At 47.1% G+C, this 15135-nt stretch carries 15 protein-coding genes; 4 read left to right on the top strand and 11 right to left on the bottom strand.

Going from position 1 to position 15135, the window contains the following annotated elements; all coding sequences use genetic code 11:
- Positions 1–39: 39 nt before the first annotated feature.
- The 4 genes from ACDE64_RS10740 to ACDE64_RS10725 all read right to left on the bottom strand — a co-directional run bounded on the left by ACDE64_RS10740 (position 40) and on the right by ACDE64_RS10725 (position 4411).
- Complete coding sequence (locus ACDE64_RS10740; RefSeq protein WP_411349989.1) at positions 40–900, bottom strand: ATP-binding cassette domain-containing protein; 861 nt, start codon at positions 898–900, stop codon at positions 40–42.
- A 70-nt stretch (positions 901–970) separates the two neighbouring features.
- Entirely contained in the window at positions 971–1918 is a 948-nt protein-coding gene (gene ssuC, locus ACDE64_RS10735) for an aliphatic sulfonate ABC transporter permease SsuC (RefSeq protein ID WP_411346449.1), read from the bottom strand.
- Positions 1919–2067: 149 nt separating this feature from the next.
- The gene (locus ACDE64_RS10730; protein ID WP_411349988.1) at positions 2068–3138 is read right to left on the bottom strand and encodes an ABC transporter substrate-binding protein; all 1071 of its coding nucleotides are present in this window, start codon (positions 3136–3138) and stop codon (positions 2068–2070) included.
- Positions 3139–3265: 127 nt separating this feature from the next.
- Positions 3266–4411, bottom strand: a complete 1146-nt coding sequence (locus ACDE64_RS10725) for an iron-containing alcohol dehydrogenase family protein (RefSeq protein ID WP_411349987.1) — start codon at positions 4409–4411, stop codon at positions 3266–3268.
- A gap of 356 nt (positions 4412–4767) precedes the next feature.
- Here ACDE64_RS10725 and ACDE64_RS10720 point away from each other — a divergent pair, with 356 nt between their 5' ends.
- Genes ACDE64_RS10720 through ACDE64_RS10710 form a run of 3 tightly spaced genes read left to right on the top strand, consistent with a single transcriptional unit; the run spans position 4768 to position 7191 of the window.
- A complete protein-coding gene (locus ACDE64_RS10720; RefSeq protein WP_411349986.1) occupies positions 4768–5208 on the top strand; it encodes a hypothetical protein in 441 nt (146 codons plus the stop codon).
- Positions 5209–5267: 59 nt separating this feature from the next.
- On the top strand, positions 5268–6455 hold the full coding sequence (locus ACDE64_RS10715; RefSeq protein ID WP_411349985.1) for a sensor histidine kinase: 1188 nt from the start codon (positions 5268–5270) through the stop codon (positions 6453–6455).
- A gap of 34 nt (positions 6456–6489) precedes the next feature.
- Positions 6490–7191, top strand: coding sequence for a response regulator (locus ACDE64_RS10710; RefSeq protein ID WP_411349984.1), 702 nt, complete (start codon positions 6490–6492; stop codon positions 7189–7191).
- A 283-nt stretch (positions 7192–7474) separates the two neighbouring features.
- Here ACDE64_RS10710 and ACDE64_RS10705 read toward each other — a convergent pair whose 3' ends face one another.
- The 4 genes from ACDE64_RS10705 to ACDE64_RS10690 all read right to left on the bottom strand — a co-directional run bounded on the left by ACDE64_RS10705 (position 7475) and on the right by ACDE64_RS10690 (position 11327).
- Entirely contained in the window at positions 7475–8086 is a 612-nt protein-coding gene (locus ACDE64_RS10705) for a GNAT family N-acetyltransferase (protein WP_411349983.1), read from the bottom strand.
- Between the two features lie 149 nt (positions 8087–8235).
- Positions 8236–9045, bottom strand: coding sequence for a carbohydrate ABC transporter permease (locus ACDE64_RS10700; RefSeq protein WP_411349982.1), 810 nt, complete (start codon positions 9043–9045; stop codon positions 8236–8238).
- 58 nt (positions 9046–9103) lie between these two features.
- A complete protein-coding gene (locus tag ACDE64_RS10695; RefSeq protein ID WP_411349981.1) occupies positions 9104–9976 on the bottom strand; it encodes a carbohydrate ABC transporter permease in 873 nt (290 codons plus the stop codon).
- Positions 9977–10070: 94 nt separating this feature from the next.
- Positions 10071–11327, bottom strand: a complete 1257-nt coding sequence (locus ACDE64_RS10690) for an ABC transporter substrate-binding protein (protein ID WP_411349980.1) — start codon at positions 11325–11327, stop codon at positions 10071–10073.
- A gap of 302 nt (positions 11328–11629) precedes the next feature.
- On the opposite strand from ACDE64_RS10690, the gene ACDE64_RS10685 reads away from it, so the two are divergent.
- Entirely contained in the window at positions 11630–12499 is an 870-nt protein-coding gene (locus ACDE64_RS10685; RefSeq protein ID WP_411346439.1) for a helix-turn-helix transcriptional regulator, read from the top strand.
- Positions 12500–12732: 233 nt separating this feature from the next.
- Here the strand turns inward: ACDE64_RS10685 and ACDE64_RS10680 are convergent, their stop codons facing one another.
- The 3 genes from ACDE64_RS10680 to thiD form a co-directional block, all read right to left on the bottom strand.
- Positions 12733–13011 carry an HPr family phosphocarrier protein gene (locus tag ACDE64_RS10680; protein WP_411346438.1) on the bottom strand — a complete coding sequence of 93 codons (279 nt, stop codon included), beginning with the start codon at positions 13009–13011 and terminating at the stop codon, positions 12733–12735.
- Positions 13012–13274: 263 nt separating this feature from the next.
- A complete protein-coding gene (locus ACDE64_RS10675; RefSeq protein ID WP_411349979.1) occupies positions 13275–13955 on the bottom strand; it encodes a hypothetical protein in 681 nt (226 codons plus the stop codon).
- 135 nt (positions 13956–14090) lie between these two features.
- Complete coding sequence (gene thiD, locus ACDE64_RS10670) at positions 14091–14900, bottom strand: bifunctional hydroxymethylpyrimidine kinase/phosphomethylpyrimidine kinase (RefSeq protein ID WP_411346436.1); 810 nt, start codon at positions 14898–14900, stop codon at positions 14091–14093.
- Positions 14901–15135: the final 235 nt, after the last annotated feature.

Below are 15135 nucleotides of genomic sequence, written 5' to 3'. Positions count from 1 at the left end.
CTGATCCATTGCATCTGTATCGTACGGCATCTGCCTATATCAGATCGAAAAGCTCGGTTGGCGCTTCTGTTCCAATGGATGCGGATGCTCCTCACGCTTCAGCAGACGGTGTAAAATCAGATTTTCAAAATGAGCAAATCCGCTATCTCGCTCACGCGGACGATCCAGCGTAATACGAACATCCAGCTCAATCTGCCCATTCTCGATCAACAACACCCGGTCGGCAAGTGCGACCGCTTCACTCACATCATGCGTGACAAGTACGATCGTCAATTGCTGCTCAATCCACAACCGTTCGATCAATTGCTGCATCTCAATGCGAGTCAGTGCATCCAACGCACCGAGCGGTTCATCCAGCAGCAGCAGATCAGGATGACTGGCAAGGGCGCGTGCTAGAGCGACACGCTGCTTCTGACCGCCAGACAGTACAGCAGGCCAATCCTTTTCGCGATCACCCAATCCGACCTGTTGCAGCGCTTCACGGGCAGTATCACGATTTTTATCTGGAATGCCTAGCCTTACGTTATCCAGCACCGTTTTCCATGGTAGCAATCGAGACTCCTGAAATAAGAAGCGGGTATTCGGACGCGCCACTTGACGCGGACGACTAATGTTGCCCCGCCTGTCCGCACCGGGACGCGAACTCAGCGTAGTTTGCCGCTTCATCTCCTTGGCAGCAGACTGGGGTACCTGCTGAACGTGGATGTTCCCGTTTGTTGGTTGCTCTAACCCGGCAATCAGACGCAGCAATGTACTTTTGCCGCAACCGCTGCGACCGACAATGGCGATAAATTCACCTTTTTGAACTTGTACATCAATATCTGACAAAATAAGTCGCTCACCGAACTGCTTTTGTATACGGTCGATATGCAAATACGGGGCACTTGTAGATGCAGTCATCTGACTTCCTCCTTGCTGTATGGATTTTATGGTATGCACGCGTTTCGTCGTTTCGTACATGCTGCAACGTTTACTTGCGTGATAAGGATGGATTCCAGCGCAACCAGCGCTTTTCCAACAGCTTCGCAATGCTGTCGGACAGTTTGCCGAGCAGTGCATATAGCAGAATACTTAGTACGATCACATCCATTTGCATAAATTCACGTGCATTCATCGCCATATACCCGATCCCAGAGTCAGCGGCAACGGTCTCGGCAACGATGAGCGTGAGCCACATAATTCCTAGCGCATAGCGGATACCGACCAGAATGGATGGCAAGGCACCCGGCAAAATAATATTCGTATACAGCGCAAACCGGCTCAGTCCATATACACGCCCCATCTCGATCAGACTGTGATCGACGGAACGAATGCCATGAAACGTATTCAGATACACTGGGAAAAATACCCCTAGCGAGACGAGAAACAGCTTCGCTTCTTCACCGATTCCGAACCAGACGATGACTAGCGGAATCAGCGATAGATGTGGAATATTGCGAATCATCTGAATCGATGAATCAGATACCTTTTCCGACAAGCGCGAGATGCCATTAAGTGCACCGAGCAAGAAGCCGAGTCCACCGCCAATGGCAAATCCACTCAAGGCACGCTGCGTACTGATAGCGATATTATCTACCAATTCACCTGTACCTAGTAGCCGGAAGAATGCTTCTAGCACCTGTGCTGGGGATGGCAAAATATTGTTCGTGATCCAGCCAGTCGTCGATAGCAACTGCCATGCGATAATCAACAGTACTGGTAATCCGAATGGTAGCAAACGGGAGCCCCACGTCTGTAGAAACAGACTACCCGTTCCACCATTCGTCGTTGTCCTGACTGTCGACGGCTGTTGTACAATACCGGACGACGAGGCTGGTGCTTCCGCTTGATATTGCTGCACTTCAACATCGGCATCCTGCGCTGCTGCACGTTCCTGCATCCGAGCAGATGCAGTTGAAGATATGAACTTGGAAGACATCTTCGTGCCACCTCCCTACTATATTTCCCATTCCTTGCGATTCGGTTAGAATCTGAGCAGATCCTCCTACAATGATTATTCCATCGCTGCAATGTAATCAGAGTACAGTGTGTTTATTTATGCGTTTATTTCGATTTTTATTCACTCTTTTATTTCGATGCTGTCGGCGCTTTGAGCTTGTCGTTCAGCGCGTCGCTCCAGAAAGTAGATACATCTACTTTAGAAGATAATACGCCTGCATCCGTAAATGTATCAGCGACATCTTGCTCCGAAGCAATCGCTTCTTTGGATGTGGCGACAATATGACTTGGGCGTTGTGCTTCGCCTTCTTTGAGCGTCGTTAAAGCCTGATCTTCCGGCTGGTGAGTAGCTGCGGCAGTGATCTTCGCCCAATCTTCCTGATGCGTGCGTGTCCAGTCGTAGAATTGGTTCAAACGATCAAGATAGTCGGCGATCGCATCCTTTTTGGCGGTATCGGCGAGTGCGCTATCCGAAGCGGTTACGAGGAAGCTGCCGGACAGAATGTCCTTGGCGCTTGCCAGCGTTGTTGCTCCATTCTGGTGCGCAGAGATAATCGCATTGCCATAGCTTGCCAGCACATCAACTTTGCCACTGATCAGCGCGCTCAGTCCATCCGCAGTGGACAACTCAACAGGCTGAATATCCTGCCAGGTCAGCCCGGCATCCTGCAATATTTTTAATAGGAAATAGTGAGCGGTCGTATTTTTGACAAATGCAATCTTTTTCCCTTTTAGATCAGCAGGTGTTTGGATCGGTGAATCTTTTGGTACGACGACTTCCTGATTTAGCGTATTGCCTTCCTGGACAGCAACAACTTTAAAATTGCCTCCATTCGCTGCCTGTGAAGCGAAGATTGGCGGAATCTCGCTAGTTGTTCCAAAGTCCACCTGATTGGCAGCCATCGCTTCCAGAATCAGATTGCCACCTTGGAAGACGCTGTATTCAACCTTGTAAGGCGTATTGTCGAGTCCAGCTGCTTTTAGACCTTGCTCCAGATTGCCCCATCCGGTTTGTCCGACTTTCAGCACAACGCCACTATCCGATCCACCGGATGCCGATTCTGCGGCGGCGTTTGGACTGCCTTTGGAGCAGCCTGCTGTTACGAGTAGTAGTGCAGTAAGCAGCAGTGCGGGAACGATTTTGAATATGGACTTGCGCCTTACAAATGCTGAATTACGCTGATTAACCAGTTGTTTCATGAACCATCACCTTTTCCCCGTTAATAGTGAAGCCTGATTTTGAAAATAGATATGCATCTACATGCTATGTAGCGGCGTGTAACAATGATTGTCTGGATTGATCGACAGCGACAGCGATTCAGATCATTTAATGGGAGCTGGATATGCTGCGCAACACCTGTTCAGCCGCTGTATAATCTCCATGCTGCTGTAAACTGCGTCCCAATTCATGCGCTCGCAGAATTGCCTGCTTCACACTTCCAGCATCCACGGCAAAAGCTAGATTTTGCGCTGCACCTTCACGCAGTGCCAATCCATTCGCAATAATCGTTGCCGCCTGCTCATGATCACTCTCAATCCCTAGCTGATTCAGAGTGACTGGCAGATCCAACTGATGCAGCCATGAAGCAAGTCGGTGCAACTCTTGCGGCTCTTTGCCTTCCAGCACCCACTGGGTTAACAGTCCAAATGCTACCTTTTCCCCATGCAGACTATCATGCGTTTCTTCCAAGCGGGTCAAACTATCATGCAATCCGTGCGCAATCGCCGCATGTGCGGAACCATCCTGAATCGTACCGACCAACCCTGCAAGCACGATAATCGAATCGGTCACTTCGGTAAAAGCGTCTGTCACCTGTCCATTGCCTGCTTGCTCATATACTTCGAGCGCGTGTCGTTCCAAAATATCCAGTGCGAGCTTGGCTGTGCCTACACTGCTTCGCAAAGCAAGACTGCCTGCATTCCCGTTTAGATTGACGGCAAACTCATGCCATTTGACTAGAGTATCGCCGATTCCGGCTGCCAGATAACGACGCGGTGCTTGTGACAGCACATCGGGATCAGCAAGCACCAACGCAGGTGATTGATTCAGCGGCAAGTATCCAGCAGATTGACCATCGCTATCGTACAGTACAGTCAATGCCGACCATGCCGCGCATGTTGCCGGAATCGTCGGCACCGATACAATCGGAATACCAGCCTCCTGCGCAACTGCCTTGGACAGATCCAGTACTTTCCCACCGCCAACACCGATAATGACATTCACTTGAAGTTGACGAGCAATATTCGTATACGACTCAATCTCCTGCCGTGTGGAATATCCATCAAATGTCTCCACATGCACCTGTACACCTGCCTGCTCCAATGAAGGCAACAGCGATGGTCTGACACTTGCTAATGCTCTACGTCCTCCAATGACTAGCGCATAGTTCCCGATTGCGTGTACCAGCTCACCGCTTTGTTTGAATAGTCCACGTTCATTCCGGTATACGGCTGGTGCTTTCACTGTAATCATAGTTCAACACTCCTTTATGATCAGGTCTGGTTATAACCGTTAGCGTTCCGTGTCATGTGGAATTTTGAATATCTTATAATTCCGACCTTTTAAGTTGGTTAAAACTTGAATACAGTCTAGCATCCGGCAGGAACCAGCGTCAACGCATCTGATAATCAATAAATTCTATATGTGTATTAAAAGGTTCTATACATACTTTCTCTTCACGCGTCTCCACCTCTGGATGGAGAACCATTTCTGCATATTCCATCGCTATACGGATGATGAGTCATGCCATCTTTTCTATACTGAATGTAATTCAAAAAACCAACAAATCGAACCGCGAGTTCTTAGGATTCGCAGGAAAGTGAGTGAATATGATGTCCAAAACGAAAGAAGTTCGCCCTACCGCACTAGTCATTCTGCCTATTATTCTGATCATCGGTCTATCTCCACAAATTATGCCGCTACTACAGGGCAGCATTGCCCTTGAGTTACTGCTATTGTGCGGAGCTATCGCCGGCATTATGCTGGGCTGGTTCCGTTCGCGCTGGCATACTGTTCATCAAGACCCGGACAGTGGTAAAATTGTAACTAGCGCTTCCATTATGAGTCGCATAACGATTGTTGCTCTGATTGCACTACGCGTCATCGTATCGTATATGATCGGTGCAGGCTATCTATTGCCTCATCATGCTGCACTCGGCAATGCGTTGACTGGTGCACTGTTGCTAGCTGCCGTTGCCAATATCGTAACGACACGCATCATTATACTGATCCAATATAATCAACTGGTGCGACATCATCGTTCGTTTTAATCCAATTGCCATGCATGATCCACGCATCCATTACTGAATACGAAAGAAGGAAGCTGTGCATGAATACGTCCCGGCTGGAACGACTTCAAAATAACAGACCTTGGTTCCGGTTAGGCGCCATCTTGATTTTGATCTATTTTGCGGTCAAAAGTTATATACAGCATCCAGATTGGATCACAGTCGTGTATCTGATCATGATTTGCTTTTTCGCTTCCTTTCTCTGGTGGCGTTTTCAAATGAAAAACTGGATGCTGATCATCATTAGTCTCTTCTTATTTACGATGACATGTATCAGTCAGTACTTGAATACAGCGATTGATCAATACTTTGCGCTACTCTGGGCATGGTTCTCGATTCTATCCGTTCGTTCTGCGATGCGTCAGCATCTGGCAACTGTACTGCTCATTCTTACCGGTATCCTTATGCTCATATTCAGCTATGATGGCAGTTTGCCGTATAGTATGGGCATTTCGCTGGTCAGTCTGTATGTAGGGATTACCAGCTTTTCCCGCTATATTCGTATCAATCGCATCAACCGTGAACAGCTAGAAGAATTGGAAAAAGTACACAGCCAGCTGCAAAGCGCACATGATGCTTTACAGGAAAATGCACTACAATCCGTCCGCTACGCCGCACTCACTGAACGTACGCGCATCGCTGGCGAAATTCACGATGGATTGGGTCATCATTTTACTTCTATTATTGTGCAGCTACAGGCACTAAAATGGATGATCCGTCCCAATCCACAGCAAGCCGAGCAAACGGTCGATCAACTGCTGGATGTATCGCGTCAAGGTCTTGCTGAAGTACGTAGTGTCGTCAAGGATTGGTCTGCCAGCGAGCGCACGGACGACGAGCTACGAATGCTCGCTACTCAGGTGGCAGAGCGTTCCGGATTGGAGCTAACTTTTCATTCCGAAGGCGATCATGATAGTTGGGGCGATATTATAGAGCGGATGTTATATCGGTTATTGCAAGAGTCGCTGACGAATATTGTACGACATGCCAATGCAACGCAAGTGGATGTGAATATCCAGCAATCCGACACAACTGTACAGTTGACAGTTGTAGACAATGGCAGCTATCGTGAAGAACAGACGTTAACGCATGGATTCGGGCTAAACAATATGAGCCGCCGCTGTACCGAATTACATGGGAGCTGCTCCTTCCGGCAAACACCTGGCGGCGGCATGACTGTCAAAGTAGAATTGCCGCTCACTGCACCCGCAGCGATAGCATCCTCCTAACCTATTGATCATTACTCGCTAAAGGAGTTCATTCATGAACGAAACCGATTCTGTGATTCGTATTATTCTTGCCGACGATCAGGCGCTGATCCGGCAGGGCATCCGCTATATTCTCGATCTTCAACCTGATATTCAAGTAGTAGCTGAAGCTTCCGATGGCAATCAGGCAGTACAGCTGGCAGAGCAATACCAACCCGATCTGATGCTGATGGATATCCAGATGCCGGGTCAAACCGGAATCGAAGCAACACGTACTATTCTGGAACGCTTGCCCCATACCAAGATCGTGCTGCTGACAACCTTTGATGTACAAGAATACGTGATCGAAGGTATCCGCGCCGGTGCGTCCGGGTATTTGCTCAAAGATATCGATATGAGCGAGATGATTCAGGGTATTCGCTCCGTCTGCGCAGGCGGTGCCGTGTACAATACAACCAATGCAGGTAGCGCGCTAATCGAACTGGTCGGTCGTCCTCTGCCATTGCAGGGCGATAATACGAGCACGTTCCGTGCACCACAAGGTTCGCAACTGGAGCTGATCGAACCGTTGACCGAGCGCGAACTGGAAGTATTGCAAGCGATCGCTTATGGGAAACGAAATTTTGAGATTGCTGATGAACTGTATGTATCCGAAAGCACCGTCAAAACCCACGTGCACAATCTGATCCAGAAGCTCGGTGTCAAAGACCGCACGCAAGCAGCCGTTGTGGCAATCCGTCAGGGTATGGTGAAATAATTCGTCATCCCGATAAGTCAGCATGGTGAATGATCAAACTGCCCAAGTGCAGGTTGCCGTATTATGATAGCACTTGAACATGCTAATTTCCTAATTAAAAACGGAGAACACAGATGATATGTGTTCTCCGTTTTCTTCATCTATATCTAAATAATCCATTTTACATCTCATCCATCGTACTACATGCAGCTAAGAATGTCAGACGATGAAACCAAGAACGTTAGATGTATACTTTTCTACTTTACATTTCTACTCTACATTTTACGCTGCTGCCTATCTTATACTACTGTTCTTTCTCATTACGTATCCATTGTGCTCGATCCAGCTTGTAGTAACGGCACTGCTCCCCATCTATCTCCACGATAGATTGAAATTGAAATCCGCACTTGGTTATGACTTGATTGGATGGATGATTTTCCACCAGAGCAATAGCGCTGAGTGTATGTATGCTGGTATGGTCAAATAAATACCGAATCATCCCCTGCGATGCTGTTGTAGCATATCCTTTGCTTCGATAATCTTTGGAAACGGCATACATAATCTCCCGATTCGGCTCCGGCAATTCTTCCTTGATTCCCGAGCAACACCAGCCGATAAGTGCTCCTGTTTGTTTGAGAATAATAGCCAAGCGCAAACGAAGATCACCTATATCGTTGTTATTTGCTACTGCTTCTAAAAATTGCCGATTTTCAGGAAGTTCATAATGGATAAACCATTCTTCTCGCTGCTCTCTTGATACATTCCACCCCGGCAAGTAAGTATAAATGTCCGGTTGCCAGGTCAGACGATGAAACTCATCCAGATCGGCACTAACAAATTCACGCAACATAATCTCACCACAATCAATCGTGAACACCTCTTGTTCCAAATGATTCGATTTCATATCTGTCATCATCCATCCTCCACGTATTATTTTATAAAAAATGACCTGCAAAAGTATACTTCCGCAGGTCGTTTCTTCTACTCCACAATCTATCATTCAACGCATATCATCTAAATCCTCAATCCATTCTTATTAGGCATCCTCCATAGATCCTTTCCTACTCAACCCTTCACTGAACCCGCCGTCAAACCGGTTACGAAGAAGCGTTGCAGGAACATGAACAGAATCACCATTGGCAATGCCGTAATAATAACTCCGGTCAGCAGCATCGTATAGTCGGTGACATACTCGCCGCGGAATTGCATCAGCGCTAGCGGCAAAGTCAGCTTATCAGTACTGTTCAATAGAAGCAGCGGAATTAACAGATCATTCCACACCATGACGAACAAGAATGCCGCTGTCGCCGACAACGACGGACCGGACAATGGCAATACGAGGCGCCAGTAGATTTTCCATTCCCCTGCGCCATCCATACTACCTGCTTCCATCATTTCCTTACTGATCATCTCCATAAAGCCAGTCAACGTAAACACCGTCAAAGGCAATAGCCCCGCTGCTGTCACGAAGATTAGCGCAGTCAGGCTATCCGACCAGTCCAGCTTGCGCACCAGTGAATAGAGCGGCAGCATAATGACCTGCGACGGAATAATCAATCCAGCTACAAAATAGGCAAACGCGAATTTGCCCAGTCGCCCACCAAGCCGTACAATCCCATACGAGATCAGACTACCTAAGAACAGCACCAGTATTACTGTAAATAGTGTTACACGCGCACTATTCCAGAAATATTGTAGCATCGGCTGTGCTTCAAAAATATTGATAAAGTTCTGAAAGCTCCATGGATCTGGCCAACCGAGTGGATTGGCGTAAAATCCTTGACTTGTTTTAAACGAAGAAACAATAACAAAGTAGAGCGGTGCTGCAACTAGCAGCCCGTACAAAATCATAATGATGCGTCCGACCCATTTCATCGCAGTCATTCACCCCGCTTGTTTAATCAAATTGGTCATACTGATTACCATACAGATGTTATCCATGCGCACCTTCGCGGCGCAATGCCCGGAATTGGAAGAAGGTCAGAATACCGAGCAGAATCAGGAAGATCATTGAGCCAGCAGATGCCAGTCCAAATGAATAATTCGAGAATGCCAGATGATAAATGTACGTAGTTAAGATTTCAGTCGAGTAGTTTGGTCCGCCATCCGTCATGACGAAGATCAGATCGAATGCTTTGAACGACTGAATGGTCGTATACGAGATTACGATTGCTGCGGATGGTGCGAGCAATGGCCAAGTGATTTTGCGGAATACTTGCAAACGCGTGGCACCATCAATCCGCGCCGCTTCCACCAGTTCACCGGGAATCGCCTGCAAACCAGCGATGAAGATAATCATCATCTGACCGGCATGCGCCCAGATTTGTACAAAGGCGATTGAGTAGAGCGCAATCTTGGCGTCACCAATCCAGCTTTTGCCGAGTTGCTCCAATCCGACATTTTGCAGTGCAGTATTCAGCAGTCCAATCGAAGGATCATAGATAAATGACCAGATCAGACCGACCGATACTGACGACAGAATCGCCGGGAAAAAGTACAGCGCCCGGAACACGACATGTGTCTTGGAATTACGTGCCAGAATCAGCGCCAGCACAAGCGATACGACCGTCTGGATCACAACGACGACGACCATAAATTTAATATTGTTTACAAATGCTTTGCGGAACGTAATGCTCTCAAAGCTGTCTTTGTAATTGGAAATACCGACAAAATCATACGCCGAGGACACCCCGTCCCAGTTCGTAAACGAATAAAACAGTCCCGATAAAGCCGGGTATACGAATAGTCCTGTGTACAGTACGATTCCTGGCAGCATGAACAGCCACAGTATTTTACGATTAATCATAAGCGTTACCGTATCCCTTTACTTCATCTTGGCGGCAAAAATTCCGGGCGGCATCATTGCCCGTCCCGGATTTGCCTTGTACTGCAATGCTCAATTATTTACCTACCTGCTGATCCACAATCGCCTGTGCGTCCTGAGCCGCTTGCTCTGGAGTTGCACCGCCGAGTACCGCTTGGATCGAGTTGGTTACAGCTTTTTGATTTTCCGCATTTAGAATGGTGAAGCGCGGTTGGAACAGCGTCTTCTTATCTGCCCACTCCTGAACAATTTTCAATTCCGGGCTGTCATACGTCACATCGTTCAATGTTACATTCTGACCGGTAGCATTCGCATATTGTGCTGCAATATCCGGCTGACTCAGGAATTCGAGGAATTTCTTCGCTTCCTCTGGATGCTTGGAGCGGCTATTTACGCCTAACATAAATGTACTTGTATGCACACCCTCATATTTTGCCTGATCAGCGGAAACCGTGATCGGTGCTAACAAGCCCTGTTGCAGCTCTGGATTTTGTTTTGCATTTTGTGCCAGCTGATACGAACCGCTTGCCAGCATTGCTGCTTTGCCCTGAATGAACAGCGCACCAGCTGCTGCATCTTTCGTACCGAGCGAGTTGGATTGGAAGAAGCCTTTGTCATTCAATTCTTTGAACTGTGTCAAAGTTTTCACCCAGAATTCGTCAGTTAGCTTCGCCTGTCCCGCTTCGACTTTGGTGAAAATATCTTCGCTTGGCTCATTGTTCATCACCATCGTGTTCATGAACTGACCCGGACCGATATCGCCACCTGCAAAAGCAATCGGGATAATCCCGTTATCCTTCAGCGTCTGGCATAGCTTCAGGAAGCCATCCCAATCCTTCGGCGGTGTCAGATTGTATTTTTCAAAGATCGCTTTGTTATAAATCGGCTGATTGTATACGAGCTGGTATGGCAGAGCGAGCTGCTTGCCATCCTGCTTTCCTGCATCGATCAGACTTTCGTTGTAGTTTTTGACAAACGATTCGCTGCTCAGATCGGTAAACAGACCTGCTTTGGACAATGCTGCGAATTGGGAACCCGGGAATGATGCAAATACATCACCGACCGAGCCATCGGTTAACTTCGCCTGTGCCGTTGTCTGATACTGATCCGACGTCAGCGTTTGCATATCAACGACGATATTCGGATTCTTTGCTTCAAATTGATCGATAATGTTCTGGAATGCCTGTGTATCTTCTCCACGCCAGTGAAGGAAGCTGATCGTAACTTTGCCGTCTGCTGCGTTATCGGAGCCTCCGCCGCACGCTGCGAGTACGCCAGATAACAGCAGTACCGCCGTTAGCAGAAATGCCCATTTGGTTGTCATTGTTCTCATGATCGATCCTCCATTATATGTTGGCATGCTATATTGCCTGACAGTTTCCTTATCATGATACGAATGTCTTAGCTATCTACATTCATACTCATAACTGCACCGCTCTACCGCGATACAATGCAGACCCGCCAAGTGACTGTAACCACGAACATATCCCTATTATTATAGTGGGAATACCGTGATTTAAATCATAGCAAATTTTAACTTTGTCAAACAATGTCAATATGTGTTCTTTTTTATTTGTCAAAATGTGTTGTATAATGGAACTGTACCCTCAAATACGAAAGGATGATTTCTCAAGCATGACCAGAGACGTAACTATCGTCACAGAACGTGAACGCGCAGAGCGTTTCGTTGTGACACCTTCCGCCTTCACCCAGAATGGTGGTCTATGGATTACGCAGGCAGGCCGTTATCTGCTGAATCCCGACAACCGACGCATTTTCTCCGGCAACAATGTTGCCTTCTGGGTCGCCACCCGTCAGGATGGCATTATCATCAAAAACGGTCAAAATTATGTACTTGGCAAAAATAACGTCTGGTGTGTGCCATCACACATCACCCTTGAATATATTAACAATACCGATGAGCCGCTGGAAACGTTCTTCATTGGATTTACCGGTCCGCAGGCAGATGAATTGATTCGTCAGAGCGGTATGCACGATGGTTACAGTGAAGTCAGCGACAAGCTGTTTGAGAAGCTGCTGCATTGTTACACTACTATATTAAACACAAAGCAGGAAGTTGATACGATCGGCTGCGAACTTGCTCGTTTGGAGATGATCTATCGCCTGTTCAGTCTGATGTGTAGCGACGAAAGTAGCCGAATCGATTATACAGAGCAAAAGAAAGAACAGAGCTGGATGGAAGAAGCGGTTGAGTATATTCATGCCCGCTTTCATCAGGGCATCACCGTGAATCAAGTTGCTGAACACGTCGGCATTCATCGCACTCATTTCAGCAAACAATTCCATCAGCAGTACAAAGTCCCTCCCGCCGAATATATTCGTAGTCTCAAGTTAGAAAAAGCACGCCGCATGCTAACTGATACGAACAACCCCGTATCCGAGATTGCCGAATCGATCGGTTATCCAGACGTATTTTCATTTTCCAAAGCGTTCAAAAAGCATAGTGGCTTTACGCCCAAAAAATATCGGCTACAAATGCTATAATGCGATGACTATCAAGCAATGTATACGCACGTCTGTATCATATAATGAACTCTCGAAAATATAGTAATCATCATAGCTGATTCTATTCATAACGCTAAAATAGCAAAAAGCCCCTTTCGTTCTCTCACCGCACAAACACTGTGTGGTAAGACCGAAAGGGGCTGTTGTATTCCATGTTATGCAATGATCTCCATGCTATACATGAAGGATCATCTCTATGACTTTACTTGTAACTACATGCTTGGTGCGATAACTGGTTGTTCAAACAGCAGTTGGATGCGCTCCAGTGCTTCCAGCTCATCTTTGCCGCGCGTGCTCAACAGCAGCTCCGTGCCAGAATGAATAATAGTCAGCATCATACCTAGCAGGCTTTTCACGTCTACTTCACGACGACTTTGTTCTGGACCAAAAGCGATACGGATATCAGATGCGAAGCTTGATGCTTCATTGGCGATACGCAGCAGATGTGCGCGATCTAGGGTGTGTTGAATCGTAAATTGATGTACTCTCATTTTGTTCATATCCTTTCTCATCATGGATACGTGTCGATATTCAATAAGCGGTATAGATATTCATTACCTTTTTTCGCAGCAAATGATACCTTGTTCATGTATAGAATTTCAACCGATGTTCCATTGTTTCCACATTTTAATGTTTACAATCATTGATTTGCTCTTATCATCATTTCCGACAAATATTACCATACAGTAGGAAAGCCCCTGCCTTTATTATCGGCAGAGGCTTTTGTGCGGGTAAGAGCGTTTCGACATTTTATTTACTGTAAGGTCACATCATCGTACCAGGTTAATTCATCGCCTGACGCATTGCTTAACGTCAGAGTGATTTTGCCTGTTTGTCCACTGTGGCTCTGATTATAAATAAAACCAAAATTACGCTGGTCACTGCTTGCATAAAAACCGTCTTTGCCGTTTTTTCCGTTTTGTACTGCCTGATCAAAGGTAGCTGATTCTGTATAACCTTTAGATTCCCACTCCATCTGGCTAACGCCGTACCCTTGCGGCAAGCTTTCCACGCGCAGGAACATTTGACCAGGACCCTGCTGTACTGTGCTGATCTTCAGCTCTGTCGTTTGTGGAGTCAATTCCGGGTCTGCGTTGTTATTGACTTCGGAGCCGCCATTCGTATTGCCGGAACCGCTATTTCCCGTTCCTGGCGTTGTGCCAGTACCAGATTCGTTGCTGCCAGTATTGTCTTCAGTCGATCCCTGATTGTCGGTGCCGGTTGAATTGTCCATACCTCCTGCACCACCGCCAGTTGCATCTGTTCCCGTATTATCCGTTCCCGGGGTCTCGGTCGTACCGGTAGATTCATTGTTCGTTGTTGGTTGCTGTGGTGTCTGTGCCGATTCACCAGAATTGCCTGATGAACATGCACTGACGATGATCATCATCAGCGCTAACGCAGACCCTAGCACCCATTTACTTAAGCGATTCATCGGAGTTCCTCCATTTCCAGTGCTTGCGAATGTTAAACACATCGTTCAACGAAAAGTGATCTTGGTAAAGCAGCCTATATAGCCTGCTTCGGAGGATTCAAAGGATTGCAGTTGCCATATCGATACTTCGTATCTTTAGCTCAATTGCAGACGATGTGCCGCATGCAGTGTAGGTCCGACAAATTCATTCAGACGGAAGCCATTTGCGATAGCTTGCGTAATGAAGTTTTTGGCTTCACTGTATGATTCTTTGACGGTCAAGCCTTTGGCTAGCCCTGCTGTTACCGCAGCGGATGTCGTACAGCCTGCACCGTGTGTAAACTCGGTTGCGATTGCATCCACTTCAAACCAGTCAAACTCTTTACCATCGTATAGCAAATCCAGTGCTTTGCCTGCTTTGACTTTGCCGCGCGTTTTGATCAATACATGCTTGGCACCGCGCTCATAGATGCGCACAGCTGCTTCCTTCATTTCATCCTCAGTACGGATCAATGGCGTTTTCGCCAATTGAGATGCTTCAAATAGGTTTGGCGTTACCAGATCTGCACCCGGGATCAGCAGCTCCAGCATCGCTTCCGTATTTTCTGGTTGCAGCACTTCATCCGTACCTTTACATACCATAACCGGATCGATGACGATACGGTTCAGTGGGAAACGCTTCAGGTAGTTGGCTACCAGTTCAATAATTTCAACCGAACCGAGCATACCTGTCTTCACTGCATCAAAACCGATGCCTTCCATTACAGTACGCAATTGAGCTTCTACTACGCCCAGCTCTACCGGGAATACTTGATGGTTCCATGTCTTCGGCTCCATCGACACAATAGTAGTCAGCACAGTCATGCCGTATACGCCTAGCTCTTGAAAAGTTTTCAGGTCCGCCTGTATGCCTGCACCGCCGCTCGTATCCGAGCCAGCTATCGTTAACGTTTTGGGTATGGTCATGTGAGTGATTCTCCTTCGCTTAATATGACTTTATTTTAACACAAGCTGACATGAGAATATAGGTTTTCATGAAAAGTCCATTTGTTTTCATGCTGGGTGGGTTGGGTGCAGGGCGTGTTGGAGGTACTTTGCTGCGGAAAGGGATTAGGGAACGGGACTCCGGTGGAGCCGCGGGAATCTTTTGAATGTAAGAAAGAATGAAGATTCCCGCCCCTCTAGAGTTGAGAATGCAAAG

The sequence above is a fragment of the Paenibacillus sp. WLX2291 genome, assembly GCF_046603665.1.
Classification (GTDB): Bacteria; Bacillota; Bacilli; order Paenibacillales; family Paenibacillaceae; genus Saccharibacillus.
Note: the sequence above shows the minus strand (reverse complement) of the source record. Positions and strands in the feature narration are given on the sequence as shown.

Coding starts and splice junctions, on each gene's coding strand:
- ACDE64_RS10740 (WP_411349989.1), bottom strand. CDS start 900: ATGACTGCATCTACAAGTGCCCCGTATTTGCATATCGACCGTATACAA.
- ssuC (WP_411346449.1), bottom strand. CDS start 1,918: ATGTCTTCCAAGTTCATATCTTCAACTGCATCTGCTCGGATGCAGGAA.
- ACDE64_RS10730 (WP_411349988.1), bottom strand. CDS start 3,138: ATGAAACAACTGGTTAATCAGCGTAATTCAGCATTTGTAAGGCGCAAG.
- ACDE64_RS10725 (WP_411349987.1), bottom strand. CDS start 4,411: ATGATTACAGTGAAAGCACCAGCCGTATACCGGAATGAACGTGGACTA.
- ACDE64_RS10720 (WP_411349986.1), top strand. CDS start 4,768: ATGATGTCCAAAACGAAAGAAGTTCGCCCTACCGCACTAGTCATTCTG.
- ACDE64_RS10715 (WP_411349985.1), top strand. CDS start 5,268: ATGAATACGTCCCGGCTGGAACGACTTCAAAATAACAGACCTTGGTTC.
- ACDE64_RS10710 (WP_411349984.1), top strand. CDS start 6,490: ATGAACGAAACCGATTCTGTGATTCGTATTATTCTTGCCGACGATCAG.
- ACDE64_RS10705 (WP_411349983.1), bottom strand. CDS start 8,086: ATGATGACAGATATGAAATCGAATCATTTGGAACAAGAGGTGTTCACG.
- ACDE64_RS10700 (WP_411349982.1), bottom strand. CDS start 9,045: ATGAAATGGGTCGGACGCATCATTATGATTTTGTACGGGCTGCTAGTT.
- ACDE64_RS10695 (WP_411349981.1), bottom strand. CDS start 9,976: ATGATTAATCGTAAAATACTGTGGCTGTTCATGCTGCCAGGAATCGTA.
- ACDE64_RS10690 (WP_411349980.1), bottom strand. CDS start 11,327: ATGAGAACAATGACAACCAAATGGGCATTTCTGCTAACGGCGGTACTG.
- ACDE64_RS10685 (WP_411346439.1), top strand. CDS start 11,630: ATGACCAGAGACGTAACTATCGTCACAGAACGTGAACGCGCAGAGCGT.
- ACDE64_RS10680 (WP_411346438.1), bottom strand. CDS start 13,011: ATGAGAGTACATCAATTTACGATTCAACACACCCTAGATCGCGCACAT.
- ACDE64_RS10675 (WP_411349979.1), bottom strand. CDS start 13,955: ATGAATCGCTTAAGTAAATGGGTGCTAGGGTCTGCGTTAGCGCTGATG.
- thiD (WP_411346436.1), bottom strand. CDS start 14,900: ATGACCATACCCAAAACGTTAACGATAGCTGGCTCGGATACGAGCGGC.